Annotated in this window: 12 protein-coding genes; 5 read left to right on the forward strand and 7 right to left on the reverse strand. The window is 63.5% G+C overall.

Annotated elements, in window-relative coordinates; translation table 11 throughout:
• Position 1 precedes the first annotated feature (1 nt).
• A complete protein-coding gene (locus ACZXDY_RS22310) occupies positions 2-901 on the reverse strand; it encodes a transcriptional regulator GcvA (protein WP_464346970.1) in 900 nt (299 codons plus the stop codon).
• 117 nt (positions 902-1,018) lie between these two features.
• On the opposite strand from ACZXDY_RS22310, the gene ACZXDY_RS22315 reads away from it, so the two are divergent.
• Together ACZXDY_RS22315 and ACZXDY_RS22320 are read left to right on the forward strand one after the other, a co-directional pair.
• The gene (locus tag ACZXDY_RS22315) at positions 1,019-1,234 is read left to right on the forward strand and encodes a DUF1127 domain-containing protein (protein WP_464346971.1); all 216 of its coding nucleotides are present in this window, start codon (positions 1,019-1,021) and stop codon (positions 1,232-1,234) included.
• Positions 1,235-1,300: 66 nt separating this feature from the next.
• Positions 1,301-1,921: an N-acetyltransferase family protein gene (locus tag ACZXDY_RS22320; protein WP_464346972.1), complete on the forward strand. Its 621-nt coding sequence runs from the start codon at positions 1,301-1,303 to the stop codon at positions 1,919-1,921.
• Positions 1,922-2,119: 198 nt separating this feature from the next.
• On the opposite strand, the gene ACZXDY_RS22325 is transcribed toward ACZXDY_RS22320, so the two are convergent.
• Entirely contained in the window at positions 2,120-2,821 is a 702-nt protein-coding gene (locus ACZXDY_RS22325) for an SDR family NAD(P)-dependent oxidoreductase (RefSeq protein ID WP_464346973.1), read from the reverse strand.
• A gap of 108 nt (positions 2,822-2,929) precedes the next feature.
• On the opposite strand from ACZXDY_RS22325, the gene ACZXDY_RS22330 reads away from it, so the two are divergent.
• Both ACZXDY_RS22330 and ACZXDY_RS22335 read left to right on the forward strand, forming a co-directional pair.
• Positions 2,930-4,711 (forward strand): acyl-CoA dehydrogenase family protein, encoded by a 1,782-nt coding sequence (locus ACZXDY_RS22330; protein WP_464346974.1) that lies wholly within the window; start codon positions 2,930-2,932, stop codon positions 4,709-4,711.
• Positions 4,712-4,895: 184 nt separating this feature from the next.
• Complete coding sequence (locus ACZXDY_RS22335; RefSeq protein ID WP_028169027.1) at positions 4,896-5,984, forward strand: Zn-dependent alcohol dehydrogenase; 1,089 nt, start codon at positions 4,896-4,898, stop codon at positions 5,982-5,984.
• Positions 5,985-6,245: 261 nt separating this feature from the next.
• On the opposite strand, the gene ACZXDY_RS22340 is transcribed toward ACZXDY_RS22335, so the two are convergent.
• The 5 genes from ACZXDY_RS22340 to ACZXDY_RS22360 form a co-directional block, all read right to left on the reverse strand.
• Complete coding sequence (locus tag ACZXDY_RS22340; protein WP_464346975.1) at positions 6,246-7,715, reverse strand: amidase; 1,470 nt, start codon at positions 7,713-7,715, stop codon at positions 6,246-6,248.
• A 137-nt stretch (positions 7,716-7,852) separates the two neighbouring features.
• On the reverse strand, positions 7,853-8,824 hold the full coding sequence (gene mbfA / locus ACZXDY_RS22345; RefSeq protein WP_028169025.1) for an iron exporter MbfA: 972 nt from the start codon (positions 8,822-8,824) through the stop codon (positions 7,853-7,855).
• 63 nt (positions 8,825-8,887) lie between these two features.
• Positions 8,888-10,042: an alpha/beta fold hydrolase gene (locus tag ACZXDY_RS22350; RefSeq protein WP_464346976.1), complete on the reverse strand. Its 1,155-nt coding sequence runs from the start codon at positions 10,040-10,042 to the stop codon at positions 8,888-8,890.
• Between the two features lie 174 nt (positions 10,043-10,216).
• Positions 10,217-11,758, reverse strand: a complete 1,542-nt coding sequence (locus tag ACZXDY_RS22355) for an acyl-CoA synthetase (RefSeq protein ID WP_464346977.1) — start codon at positions 11,756-11,758, stop codon at positions 10,217-10,219.
• Between the two features lie 188 nt (positions 11,759-11,946).
• Complete coding sequence (locus ACZXDY_RS22360) at positions 11,947-13,119, reverse strand: acetyl-CoA C-acetyltransferase (RefSeq protein ID WP_464346978.1); 1,173 nt, start codon at positions 13,117-13,119, stop codon at positions 11,947-11,949.
• Between the two features lie 147 nt (positions 13,120-13,266).
• On the opposite strand from ACZXDY_RS22360, the gene ACZXDY_RS22365 reads away from it, so the two are divergent.
• The gene (locus tag ACZXDY_RS22365; RefSeq protein WP_464346979.1) at positions 13,267-13,938 is read left to right on the forward strand and encodes a TetR family transcriptional regulator; all 672 of its coding nucleotides are present in this window, start codon (positions 13,267-13,269) and stop codon (positions 13,936-13,938) included.
• Position 13,939: the final 1 nt, after the last annotated feature.

Here is a 13,939-nt window from a genome sequence, read left to right on the forward strand (position 1 = left end):
CTCAGGCCTTGCCTTGGGCCGAGGCCACCATCCACTGCCGGAATGCCGCGAGCTTCGGCGAATCAGCGCGCGCGTGCGGCGAGACCAGGTAGAAGCCGGCATCGGCGGGGAGCGTGATCTTGAAGGGGACCACCAGCCGCCCCTTGGCGATGTCGTCCTGCACATAAGATGTCCGGCCCATGGCGACGCCGATGCCGTCGATCGCCGCCTGGATGGTCATGAAGATCAGGTCGAAGGTGATGCCCGGCTGCTTCGAGAGGTCGGCCGGCAGCCCGGCCGCCGTCAGCCACAGCCGCCAGTCGTCACTGTTGGCGTTGCTGGTGTGCAAGAGCACGTGGCCGCGGAGGTCTTCAGGACATTTCAGCGGCTTCTCACCTTTAAGCAGGGACGGGCTGCAGACCGGAAACAGCTCGTCCGCCATCAGCCAGTCGGCGCGCAATCCCTGCCACTGGCCGCGGCCGTAGCGGATCGCGGCGTCGACATTGTCGCGCTGGAAATCCACCAGGCTGGTCGAGGTGGTGATGCGGACGTCAATGCCGGGATGCGCCTCCTGGAACGTGGAAAGGCGCGGCAGCAGCCATTTTGCGGCGAGCGAGGCCAGCGTCGAGACCGTCAGCACGTGATCGTCCTCGCGCCGCAGCAGCCGGTCGGTGGCAAGCTTCAGGTCATTGAAGGCGGCGCGCACCCCTGGAAGATATTCGGCCGCCTTTGGCGTCAGCGTCAGCGCTCGGTTCTGCCGCACGAACAGCCGGACGCCGAGCTCCTGCTCGAGCCGCTTGATCTGATGGCTGATCGCGGTCTGTGTCACGTTCAGCTCGGCGGCGGCCTGGGTGAAGCTCAGGTGCCGCGCTGCGGCCTCGAAGGCCCGCAACCCGTTCAGCGAAGGCAGCCTGGCGGTCATCTCCCGCACCCTTCTGATTCATGAGTTTATGTCATGTGAAGCGGCACAAAGTGTCGTTTGTGCAAGGCCACAACAGCGCAGATATTCCGGACAACAGATTAGCTATAGGAGCTGAGCATGTCCACTTGCACCCATGAATCGATGATAAATCATCATGGACAGGGCCTGTTCGCACAGGCTTTGATCCAATTGAGCGAGACCCTTCACGTCTGGCGTCAGCGCTACGAGATGCGCCGCGAACTGGCCCGATGGTCGGAGCGCGATCTCCACGACATCGGCAAGTCCTGGAGCGATGTCGCTTATGAAGCCGAGAAACCCTTCTGGCGGGCATGAGGTGACGCCAATGCCGGCGTCGCCTCCGTGGAGGGACGCCGGCTCATTTTTTCCGGAGAGCGTGTCATGACCAGCCTGCGTCTCGACGATCTCAAACGGTATTCGGACGTGCTGCGTTCGCGCGGCGGCGACAAGATCACCGTGCGTTTCGTCGAGCCGCGCGATGCGGAGGAACTGCAGAATTACTTCCGCTCGCTCTCGACCCGCTCCCGCTACAACCGTTTCTTCGGCGCCATGCGCGAGCTGCCGAAGAACGTGCTGGAAAACTTTGTCCATGTCGGCGAGCGCGAGCAGTTCAGCGTCGTCGCCACCGTGACGGTCGACGGCTTTGAAGTCATCGTCGGCGAAGCGCGTTATGCCTTCCACGCCGAGGATGCTAGCATCGAGTTCGGCGTCTCGATCGACGACCGCTGGCAGGGCCAGGGCATTGGCCGGGCGCTGTTGAAGAATCTCGAATGCCGTGCCGCCGCGCTCGGCGCTGCACGGCTGTTCGGCGACACCTTGCGTTCCAATGACGCCATGATCGGGCTGGCAAAAAAAGGCGGTTACACCTTCGCCAACAGCCCGGGCGACTGGAAGCTGGTGCGCTTCGCGAAACACATCGCTATCGAACCGCAGGATATCCCATGTGCCAGTTGGCGGCTCGCTGCTGCCGACAAGGCCGCTTTCTCCTCGCTTGCGGTTTGATCACTGGCCCGGTTCTGGCCGCCCCAGAACCGGGCTTTTTTCTTTACGTCACCTCCCCTTGAAAAGGGGAGGTCGGGTTGCGCGTGAGCGCAAACCGGGTGGGAATCATCGCTCTCCACAGACACCTGTGCCCGTGGCGTGACCCCCATCCCGCCTTCCCCCTTTCAGGGGGAAGGAGACGAGAGTTCAGCGCAAGCCTTAGAACTTCTCCACCCAGGGGCGCAGCTCCACTTCCCAGCTCCAGGCGCTGCGCGGTTGCTGCAGCACGTTCCAGTAGCTGAGAGCAATCGCGTCGGGATCGAGCATCGAATCCGGATGACCTTCCGGATCAGGGCGCGTCTTGCTGCGGATGCCGCCGTCGATGACAAAATGCGCGACATGGATGCCCTGCGGCGACAGTTCGCGCGCCATGCTCTGCGCCAAGCCGCGCAGCGCGAACTTGCCCATCGCGAACGACGATGATTGCGCATACCCTTTGACGCTGGCCGAAGCGCCCGTGAACAGGATCGCGCCATGCTTGTTCGGCAGCATGCGCTTTGCGGCCTGCTGCGCCACCAGGAAGCCGCCGAAGGCCGAGACTGCAATCGCGTTGGCGACATCGGCCGGCACGAGGTCGACCAGCGGGCCACGCGCCCGCGCGCTTGCGTTATAGACCACGAGGTCGGGCGTTCCGATCTCGCGCTCGACCAGGCCGAACAGACGTTCGACTTCGTCGGCGTCCGTTGCGTTGCAGGTAAAGGCCCGCGCGCCGGTCTCGGTGCAGAGTGCGCCGAGCTTTTCGATCTGCCGTGCCGCCAGCGCCACGCGAATTCCTTCGCACGAAAATAGCCGCGCCAGCGAAGCGCTCAGGCCTTCGCCGACACCGACGATCAGGGCGGTCTTGTATTTTGGGGTTTCCATGAGCTTTCCTTGAACTGCCGGAGAAGATTTTGCTTGGCGGGGCGACATCCCGGCATTCGATGTGCGATAGTCTCCTCCAACAGATGAGGAAACGAACCAGAGATTTCAATGCAGCCGCTGAAACAACGTCCAAACGCCGATATGGCCAACCAGCCGGGCCTGCTCGCGCCCGACACCTCGGGCATGAATTTCTACCAGGCTGATCCGGCGCTTCAGGACCTGCTGCGACTGCACCTGCCGGATGCGCTGTTTCGTCATATCGAGCCGCATCTCGATCGGCTCGGCGCGCTCGCCGGCGGCCCGCTCGATGAATGCGCGCGGCTTGCCGACCGCCATGTGCCGGTGCTGCACCAGCGCGACAAGTTCGGTCGCGACGTGCAGTGGATCGAATATCACCCGGCCTATCGCGAATTGGAGAAGGCCGCGTTCGGCGAGTTCGGTATTCACGCGATGTCGATCCGCAAGGGCATTTTGGGCTGGCCGGATAAATATCCTGTGGTGGCAAAACACGCCTTCACGTTCCTGTTCAACCAGACCGAATTTGGCATGGGCTGTCCGATCAACGTCACCGACGGCTGCGCGAAGCTGCTGGCGAATTTCGGCAGCGAGGCGCTGAAAGCAAAATACCTGGATGGCCTGACCCAGACCGACATGGAAAAGCTGACCCAAGGCGGTCAGTTCATGACCGAGAAGGAAGGCGGCTCCGACGTCGGCACGCTGACGACGACTGCGGTGCAGGAGGGCGATCACTGGCGCCTCTATGGCGAGAAATGGTTCTGCTCGAATGCGGACGCCAAGGTCGTGATGCTGCTGGCGCGGCCGGAAGGCGCTGGCCCCGGCACGCGTGGCGTCGGGTTGTTCCTGATGCCGCACTTCCTCGATGACGGCTCGCAGAACCGCTACCGGATCGTGCGGCTGAAGGACAAGCTCGGCACGCGCTCGATGGCGTCGGGCGAGATCAAGCTTGAAGGTGCGATCGCCTATGCGGTCGGCAAGCTCGATCGCGGCTTCGTGCAGATGGCCGAGATGGTCAACTCGTCGCGGCTATCCAATGGCGTCAAGTCGACGGCGCTGATGCGACGCGCGTATCATGATGCGATGACGGTGGCGAAGGGCCGCGTCGTGTTCGGCAGCCGCATCATCGACCTGCCGCTGGCGCGGCGGCAACTGATGAAGATCATGCTCGCAACCGAGCAGGCGCTGTCGATGAGCTTCCTGACCGCCGATGCGCTCGACCGCGCCGAGGCCGGCAGCCAGGACGCCGCGGCGCTGCTCCGCATCCTGACGCCGACCTTGAAATTCCGCGCCACCCGCGATGCGCGAAAAGTCTGTGGCGATGCGATGGAGATGCGCGGCGGCATCGGCTACATCGAGGAATTCGCCACCGCGCGGCTGTTGCGCGACGCGCATCTCGGCTCGATCTGGGAAGGCACCGGCAACATCGTCGCGATCGATGCCTTGAAGCGCGCCGTCGGCCGCCATGGCGCCGACGCGGCACTTGCCGCGGATCTCCACGCGCGGCTCGATGACAGCGCCAATGTGCCGCGGGCCTGGCGCAGCCGTCTGCATGAACTCACCGACCGCGCCATCGGCTTTGCACGCGAGGTTGCCGGCCGCATCGACAACGAAGCGGAAGCACGTCGTGCGACCAGCCTGCTTTACCACGTGGCAAGCGCGGTGACTCTCGCCTGGGAAGGCGGGCGCATCCATGAGATGCGCGGCGATGCACGGCGCCTGTTGCTATCGCGCCTGGTGATTGATCATCGCGTGGCGATCCACGATCCGTTCCGGCTAACGGAAAATACCGCATCGCGCGCCATCACCGATCACCTGCTCGGCGAGCGTGCCGTCGGCATGGCCGAGGTTGGCGAATTGCTTCTCGCGGCGTAGGCTGTCTCTGCACCTCTCCCAAAGGGAGAGGTCGGGAGCGCATCGAAGATGCGGTCCCGGGTGAGGGGTTCAGGTCTATCGATGGAGCGTAACCCCTCACCCGGATCGCTGGCGCGCTCCGACCTCTCCCTACGGGAGAGGTGAAGAGAGCGCGTCATAGTAAAACAACAGAGGGGAAACACCGATGAAGGCCGCCGTCCTGTACGAAGTCAACAAGCCGCTCGTGATCGAGGACGTCAGCCTGCCAAATCCCGGACCGCGCGAAGTCTTGATCCGCACTTCCGTCGCCGGTCTCTGTCATTCCGATCTGCACTTCATGGAGGGACTCTATCCGCATCCGCTGCCTGCCGTGCTCGGCCATGAATCCGCCGGCGTGGTGGAGAAGGTCGGCTCCGACGTGAACTATGTGAAGCCGGGCGATCATGTCGTGACCTGCCTCTCGGTGTTCTGCGGCACGTGCGACAACTGCACCACCGGCCGTACCGTGCTCTGCACCGATACCACCGTGAAGATGCTGCCGGGCGCTTCCAATCGCCTGCAATGGAACAGGCCGGAGAAATTGAACCAGTTCCTCAATCTGTCGTCCTTTGCCGAGCAGATGCTGGTGCACGAGAATGCGATCGTGAAGATCCGCAAGGACATGCCGCTCGAGCTCGCAGCCCTCATCGGCTGCGGCGTCATCACCGGCTATGGTGCTGTCGTGAACACCGCGAGAGTGCAGGCCGGAGAGACGGTGGCAGTGATCGGCTGCGGCGGCGTCGGCATGGCCGCGATCAACGGCGCCGAGATCGCGGGCGCGGGGCGCATCATCGCGATCGACACCAACCCGGCGAAGCTGCAGCTCGCGACCAAGCTCGGCGCCACCGACATCATCGATCCCAGGAATGGCGATGTGGTGCAGCAGGTGCGTGAGCTCACCGGCGGCGGCGTGCATCATTCTTTCGAGGTGCTGGGCCGCAAGGAGACCGCCGAGCAGGCCTTCGGCATGCTCGCAGCCGGCGGCACCGCGACCATCGTCGGCATGATCCCGTACGGCCAGAAGATCGAACTGCACGGCTTCGATTTCCTGCGCGAGCGCCGGATCCAGGGCTCGTCGATGGGCTCCAACCATTTCCGCGTCGACATGCCGCGGCTGGTCGAGTTCTACATGCGCGGCAAATTGCACCTGGAGGACTGGATCTCGGCCAAGCTGAAACTGTCCGAGATCAACGATGGCTTCGCCAACATGAAAGCCGGCAAGACGCTCCGCAGCGTCATCATGTTCGATAGTTGAGGCACTCTCTGTACGTCATGCCCGGGCTTGACCCGCGCATCCATCAATCTCCCGCAAAGAAGTCCTTGTTGGCGATGGATTGCCGGGTCAAGCCCGGCAATGACGGCTGTACGTCACCGCGTTACATGCACCGAGTTTTCCGCCCGTCATTGCGAGGAGCGAAGCGACGAAGCAATCCATCCATTCGCGAGCGTGGATGGATTGCTTCGCGGAGCCTGTCATCGGGCGCGCGTACGCGCGACCCGTTGGCTCGCAATGACGCTAGTCGTCAAACATCTTCGGCGGCACGAAGCCGCCGAATTCGCGCTCGATCAATTCCGCCAGCTTCAGCGGCGTGCGGTCTTCCAGCCAGGGCCCCACGATCTGCACGCCGACCGGCAATCCGTCCGGCGCGAAGCCGGTCGGAATCGCCGTTGATGGAAGCCCGGGCAGGGTCGCGATTCCGGGCCAGGCGAGCTGGTCGGGATAGGCATATTCTTTGCCGTCGATGATGATGCGGCGGTTCTCCTGCTCGGGTGAATGGTCGTGCGGATAGGCCGGCGTCGGCATGATCGGGCAGATCACGGCGTCGAAGGTCTTGAACAGTTCGCGCCATTGCGCGCGGAGCCGGGTGCGGCCGCCGTCGGCCATCACCCAGTCGCGATGATTGAGCGCGATGCCGCGCAGCCGTTCGGCGGCGAGGCTGGTATCGCTCTCCGGTAGAGCCGCGGCGGCCTGCTTGGCCCCCTCATAGAGGTCGGGCGCGAAAGAAGCGGCGAGGAACGACATCAGTATCCGCATATAGAGCCGGCTCGATGCGGCGAAGTCTGGCAACAGCTTGCTCTGGCGCTCGACCTTGACGCCTGCCTTGGCGAGGTTGGCGGCGAGCTTTTCGATCGAGCCGCGTACCACCGAATCCGTTGGCATCACCGGGTCAGTATCGATCAGCAGCACGCGGAAGTCTTTCAGCGCGGCATGTCGCGGAGCCGGCAGTTCGAGCCGGTAGGCGCTGGAGTCGAGCGGATCGGGGCCAGCGATCGCATCGAGCAACAACGTCAGATCGGCCGCGCTACGCGCCATCGGGCCGATCACCGAGAGATCGCGATTGAATGGCAGCGGCGGCAGGGGAGGGGGCGTGTGGCCGCGCGGCGGCACCAGCGCGTAGGTCGGCTTGTGCGCGTAGACGCCGCAATGAAATGCCGGTACGCGCAATGAGCCGCCGATGTCGGAGCCGAGCGAGAGCGGGCCGTAACCTGCGGCGAGCGCGGCCGACGATCCGCCGGACGAGCCGCCCGGGGTGCGGCCGAGGTCGTAAGGGTTGTTGGTGGTGCCGTAGATGTCGTTGTAGCTCTGCCAGTCGCCGAGGGCGAGCGGCACGTTGGTCTTGCCGAGGATCACCGCGCCGGCATCCTTGACCCGCGCGACCGAGAGTGCGTCCTCGGTCGGCGTGAAATTCTTCTGTTCGGGAATGCCCCAGGTCGTCGGCAGGCCGGCGATGTTGTAGGATTCCTTCACCGTGACGGGGATGCCGAGCAATGGCTTTTGTTCGCCGCGGACAAGGGCGGCATCGGCGGCGCGCGCTGCTGCCAGCGCGCGATCGAAATCGCGCACGCAGACCGCATTGATCTTCGCATCGTGACGCTCGATCCGGCCGATCGCATCCTGCGTCAGTTCGACCGCGGACACCTGCTTTGCGGCGAGCGCCGCCGATATCTCGACCGCAGTCTTGAAACTCCATTGCGATTTAGCCAAGGCAGACTCCCAATGTGATGACTTGTCCGGCAGGGATGATGATTGCTTTGCCTGAGGCTCGCAAGCGTGAGGCGTCACACATCATCGCGACGCGCGATCATCGCCGATCTGACAGCACCGATGCTTGACAGGAGTTGCTAGGCTGCGCCGATCAAAATGCCGACACCGAGCACGATGGCGCCGCCGAGCACGATCTGGAATACCGCCTGCAGGAACGGCGTATCCATGTAGCGCGAGCGGATGAAGGCGATCGCCCATAATTCGAAGAACACGATGATGCTGGCGATTGCAGTCGCAATCCAGAACGCGTTGGGCCAGGCATCGGGAACGAGATAGGGCAGGGTGTGGCCGAGGCCGCCGAGCGTCGTCATCAATCCGCAGGTGATGCCGCGCAGCCACGGCGAGCCGCGCCCGGTCAGCGAGCCATCGTCGGATAGCGCCTCGGCAAATCCCATGCTGATGCCGGCGCCGATCGAGGCGGCGAGGCCGACCAGGAAGGTCTGCCAGTTCTGGTGGGTGGCGAAGGCGGCGGCGAACAGCGGCGCCAAGGTCGAGACCGAGCCATCCATCAGTCCGGCGAGCCCGGGCTGCACATATTGCAAGACGAACATGCGCCGCCGCGTCCGGTCTTCCTCGGCGCGCACGTCGGGCTTCAGGATATCGTCAGTGAGCCGGACGGCGAGGTTCTCGTGGTGTCGCTCTTCTTCGGCGAGATCGCCGAGCAGGCGGCGCACGCCGACATCCTGGGCCTGTTCGGCGGCCTTGGCATAGAAGCGCTCGGCCTCAAGCTCCATCGTCTCGACTTCCTTCCGGATGGTGTCGAGCGGCAGGTTCTTGGTCAGCCAGATCGGGCGGCGGCGCAGAAAGCCCTTTACGTCCTCGCGGCGGATCGGCGGCAGATGCGGGCCGAAACGCTGCTCGTAGAGTTCGAGCAGCCGGTGCCGGTGGCCGCGTTCCTCCTCAGCCATCTGCTCGAAGACCCTTGCGGTATCTGGATAGCGTTCGGCGAGATCCTCCGCGAAGGTCATGTAGATGCGGCTGTCCTCCTCCTCGGAGGCGATCGCGACCGCCAGCACTTCGCGCTCGGTCAGATCGGCAAAGTTCTTCACGGAGCCGCCTTCTCACTCAATTTAGAATTATTCTAAATTAGGCGGCCTTGGCTACCGCGTCAATCACCTTCCGCCGTGCGCGTTGCGCAGAAATGCGAGCAGCAGCCGGCTGACCTCCGCCGGCCGCTCCTGCTGCACCCAATGGCCGGCGCCATCGACCAGATGGCAGCCAATCATGTTGCTGCAGGCCTTCGACTGCATCGCCTCGAACACGCCGGGCCGCTGGTAGGTGCCCCAGTCCTGCCGGCCGGAGATGAAGCAGGACGGCACGTCGATGGCGCGGCCCGACCATGTCTGCAGCTCCGGGACAAACGCGCCGGAGGTGCCGCAGCGATACCACTGCAGTCCCCCCTGGAAGCCGTTGCGTTCGTACTCGGCGCTATAGAATGCAAGCTCGCTATCTGGCAGCCATCGGTTGGCAGCGATCTCCGCGGCTGACGGCATCTCCTTCGCCACAGTGGCGGCCATGCCTTCGGCAAGGTCCATGATGTAATAGGTCGGCAGTTTCGCCAGCTCGCCCGCGGACCAGGACGCTAGCGGATAGGGCTTGTTGTCTTTCCAGTCCGCACTCTTGTGGTGGTAGTAGGCGCGCAGGAAGTCATGCACGCCCTGCGGCGCGCGGTGCATGTCGGGATTGGCCTCGCGGGTCGAGTAATACCATTGGTAATTCTTGCGCGGCCGCGGCAATGCCGCGAGCTCACGATGCACCGGGTCCTCCACAGCCGGCTTCGCCGGCGCATCCGCGATGTTGAACGGCAGCGACGGCGGGCCGCCGAATGGCGCACTCATCATCGTCACCGCCCGGAACACGTCCGGCCGGATCAGCGCGCACCACGCCGCGACCGATGAGCCGAAATCATGCCCGATCACGGCATCGACGCTTTTGTAGCCGAACGCCGACACCAGCCCCAACGAATCGCGCACCAGATTGGTCAGGCGGAACGAGGCGAGATCGCCGTCATAGTCGCCATCCCAGCCGGTGGTGCGGCCGTAGCCGCGCTGGTCCGGCGCGATCACGTGATAGCCGGCCTCCGCCAGAACAGGCATCACCTTGCGCCAGGAAAAAGCCAGTTCAGGAAAGCCGTGCAGCAGCAGGAGACAGGGCCGGCCTTTGGTTTCGAAACCGGCCTCGAGCACATGCATGCGCAGGCCGTTGATATCATCGACATAGCGGGAGCGTATGCCTGATGGGAGCGGAACGTCGGGGAGAGTGCTCATGGCGTTTCCATCCACGTCTTGTCATGTGCGCGACTGTAAAGACGTGGATGCCCAGGACAAGCCTGGACTGCCGTAGGGTGGGCAAAGCAAAGCGTGCCCACCATCCACATTCGGTGCAAGAAAGGTGGGCACGCTGCGCTTTGCCCACCCTACGACAACACTACAACTACACTCTTACGCCTTCGCCGGCTTCGGCCAATAGCGGTCGCGGAGATGGCGCTTGACCAGCTTGCCGGTCGGCGTGCGCGGCAGCTCGGCTTCGAAATCGATCGAGCGCGGGCATTTGATTGCAGACAGCCGCGATTTGCAGAAGGCGATCAGTTCGGCCTCCAGCTCCTTGCCGGCCGCAGCCATGTCGTGCGGCTGCACCACGGCCTTGACCTCCTCGCCCATCTCATCGTTAGGCACGCCGAACACCGCAACGTCGGAAACCGCAGGATGCGTGATCAGCACATCCTCGGTCTCCTGCGGATAGATGTTCACGCCGCCGGAGATGATCATGTAGCTCTTGCGGTCGGTGAGATAGAGGAAGCCTTCCTTGTCCAGATAGCCGACGTCGCCGAGCGTCGACCAGCCCTTGGCGTTATAGGCGCGCTTCGTCTTCTCGGGATCGTTGTGATAGGCGAATGCTGGCGCATCGGCGAAATAGACCGTGCCGATCTCGCCCGGCGGCAATTCCTCGTCGTTCTCGTCGAGGATCTTCACCTTGCCGACCACAGCACGGCCGACTGTGCCGCGGTGCTCCAGCCATTGCTGCGAGGTTGACACCGTGACGCCGTTGCCCTCGGAGCCTGCGTAATATTCGATCAGGATCGGCCCCCACCACTCGATCATCTTGGCCTTGACGTCGACCGGGCAGGGCGCGGCGGCATGGATCGCGCCCTTCAGCGAGGAGACGTCGTAGCGCATGCGCACCTCGTCCGGCAGCTTCAGCATGCGCACGAACATGGTCGGCACGAGCTGCGACTGCGTCACCTTGTGCTTTTCGACCAGCTTCAGGAATTCCTCGGCGTCGAAGGATTCCATGATAACAGAGGTGCCGCCGAGCACGATCGCCATCATGTTGAAGCGCAGGGGAGCGGCGTGATAGAGCGGCGCCGGCGACAGATAGACGGTGTCAGCGTTCATGCCGCACATGTCGGCGCACAGCACCCGCAGGAACGGGTTCGGGGTGTCGATCGGGTTACCCTCGAACTGCTTCTTGATGCCCTTGGGCCGGCCGGTGGTGCCGGAGGAATAGAGCATGTCGTAGCCGGCGATTTCGTCTGCAATCGGTGTGGTCGGCTGCACGATCGCTTCTTTGTCGAAGGAGCGGAAGCCCGGCAGCGGCTCGTCCAGCATGAACCACAATGGTTCGCCCGGCTCGCCCTTGATGAGGCCCTTCACCTGCTCGGCGCATTTCGGCGAGGTGATGAAGACCTTTGCGCCGCAGTCCTTGATGATGTAGGCGATCTCGTCCTGCTTCAGGTAGCGGCTGATCGCGGTGTAGTAGAGGCCCGCGCGCTGCGCCGCCCAGCAGATCTCCATGAAGGCTAGCCGGTTCTCCATCAGAAAGGCGATGTGGTCGCCGGCCTTCAGTCCGAGCGAACGGAACAGATGCGCGCCCTGGTTCGAGAGTTCGTCGAGCTCGCGATAGGCGATCGCCTTGCTGGTAGCAGCCATCTGATAGGCGATCTTGTCCGGATGCGTGCGAGCGTGGATCGAGGGGTGGGTCACGAACTTTTCCTTGGGGATCGTTTCTGTCGTCCCCGCGAAAGCGGGGACCCATAACCACTGATCGTGGTTTTAAAGTTGGGCTGGAGCCCCAGCCGGGCATAACCACGAAACCCTGTGGTTATGAGCCCCGGGTCAAGCCCGGGACGACACCTTTTGCGTGGTTGCTATTGCGACCAAACGGAAGCGGCTTACAGCCGCTCCACGATCGTCACATTCGCCATGCCGCCGCCTTCGCACATGGTCTGCAGGCCGTAGCGCTTGTTGCGCTGCTTGAGCGCATTGATGAGCGTCGTCATCAACTTGGTGCCGGAGCCGCCGAGCGGATGGCCGAGCGCGATCGCGCCGCCATTGACGTTGAGCCTTGCGGGATCGGCGCCGGTGGTTTTCAGCCACGCTGTCGGCACCGAGGCGAAGGCTTCGTTGACCTCGAACAGGTCGATGTCGTCGATTGTCATGCCGGCCTTCTTCAGCGCGCGTTCGGTCGCGGGCAGCGGCGCCTCAAGCATGATCACCGGGTCATGGCCCAGCATGCTCATGTGGTGGATGCGCGCCATCGGCTTGACGCCGAGCTGCTTCAGCCCCTTTTCGTTGACGACGAGCACGCCGGAGGCGCCGTCGCAGATCTGGCTCGAGCTCGCCGCCGTCAGCTTGCCGTTCTCGGCGATCAGCTTGACGCCCTTGATGCCCTCGCGGCTGGCATCGAAGCGGATGCCTTCGTCGATGTGATGGGTATCGGTGGTGCCGTCGGCGCGGGTGATCTGCACCGGCACGATCTCGTCCTTGAAGTGGCCGGCCTGGGTTGCCGCAATCGCGCGCTGGTGGCTGTTATAGGAATACTCATCCAGCTCGTCTTTGGAGAGGCCGTATTTCTCCGCCATCATCTCCGCGCCGGTGAACTGGCTGAACATGATGTTGGGATAGCGCTTCTCGATGTTCGGGCTCTTGTAGTAGCCGAAACCGTTCTTCTGCGGCAGCGACGAGGCAAGGCCCATCGGCACCCGTGTCATCGATTCCACACCGGCGGCGATCACGATGTCCATCGAGCCGGACATCACGGCCTGCGCCGCGAAATGCAGCGCCTGCTGCGAGGAACCGCATTGCCGGTCGATCGAGGTGCCGGGCACGCTTTCCGGCAGCTTGGAGGCCATCACCGCGTTGCGCGCGATGTTGTTGGATTGCTCGCCGGCCTGCATCACGCAGCCCATGATCACGTCCTCGACCAGGGCGGGATCGGCGCCGGAACGTTCGACCAGCGCGTCCAGAACGGTCGCGGCCAGGTCGGCCGGATGCCAGCCGGCAAGACGTCCCCCCTTGCGGCCGCCGGCGGTGCGAGCAGCGGCGACGATATAGGCCTCGGCCATGCTTAGTCTCCCTTAAGTGTTCTGGATGGGCGTTTCAAAGATGGCGGGATTAAAAGGGCGGCTACGGATTTAGTCAATCAATCAATTAACTCTTGAGGTCGGGCGCGGCATCGGGTTATCTGCCCGGCGGACGTTCCGGCAGGGAAGATGGCAGCACAGCTAAATACCAGTATACCAACGCGCCTTCCGACGGGCAGAAACGCCACGGCGGAAAAGCTATTGGTCGCCGCGAGCGAATTGATGATCGAGCGCGCTTCGATCGACGTGTCGCTGTCCGACATTGCCCAGAAGTCCGGCGTCAACGCCGCGCTGGTGAAATATCATTTCGGGAACAAGGACGGGCTATTGCTGGCGCTGCTCGCGCGCGATGCCGCAACCGAGATGTCGCAGCTCGAATATCTGGTCGCGCAGCCGATCGCGCCGACCGCCAAGCTGCGGCTGCACATCGCTGGCATCATCCGCGCCTATCACCAGTTCCCCTATATGAACCGGCTGATCCATTATCTCCTGCACGAGAGCAGCCCGGAGGCCGCCGACGAAGTGTCAAAATTCTTCATCGCGCCGCTGCTGGATTTCCATCGCCGCCTGCTCGACGAAGGCGTGCGAGCCGGGGAATTTCGCGAGGTCGATCCGGTGCTGTTCTACACCAGCCTGATCGGCGCCTGCGATCACCTGTTCTTCGGCCGCCACGCGATGTCGCGCGCGACCGGCGTCGGCCCGGTCACCGACGACGTTTGCCGTGAATACATCAAGCATATGGAGGCGCTGATCTTCGGCGGCATGCTCAACCCTTCAAAGCAAAGTGCTGCAGCCGAGTGAC

The organism is Bradyrhizobium sp. LeoB3 (assembly GCF_055456055.1).

Bases quoted from the DNA above. Each gene is read 5' to 3' on its own strand.
- ACZXDY_RS22310 (WP_464346970.1), bottom strand. From the start codon at position 901: ATGACCGCCAGGCTGCCTTCGCTGAACGGGTTGCGGGCCTTCGAGGCC.
- ACZXDY_RS22315 (WP_464346971.1), top strand. From the start codon at position 1,019: ATGTCCACTTGCACCCATGAATCGATGATAAATCATCATGGACAGGGC.
- ACZXDY_RS22320 (WP_464346972.1), top strand. From the start codon at position 1,301: ATGACCAGCCTGCGTCTCGACGATCTCAAACGGTATTCGGACGTGCTG.
- ACZXDY_RS22325 (WP_464346973.1), bottom strand. From the start codon at position 2,821: ATGGAAACCCCAAAATACAAGACCGCCCTGATCGTCGGTGTCGGCGAA.
- ACZXDY_RS22330 (WP_464346974.1), top strand. From the start codon at position 2,930: ATGCAGCCGCTGAAACAACGTCCAAACGCCGATATGGCCAACCAGCCG.
- ACZXDY_RS22335 (WP_028169027.1), top strand. From the start codon at position 4,896: ATGAAGGCCGCCGTCCTGTACGAAGTCAACAAGCCGCTCGTGATCGAG.
- ACZXDY_RS22350 (WP_464346976.1), bottom strand. From the start codon at position 10,042: ATGAGCACTCTCCCCGACGTTCCGCTCCCATCAGGCATACGCTCCCGC.
- ACZXDY_RS22360 (WP_464346978.1), bottom strand. From the start codon at position 13,119: ATGGCCGAGGCCTATATCGTCGCCGCTGCTCGCACCGCCGGCGGCCGC.
- ACZXDY_RS22365 (WP_464346979.1), top strand. From the start codon at position 13,267: ATGGCAGCACAGCTAAATACCAGTATACCAACGCGCCTTCCGACGGGC.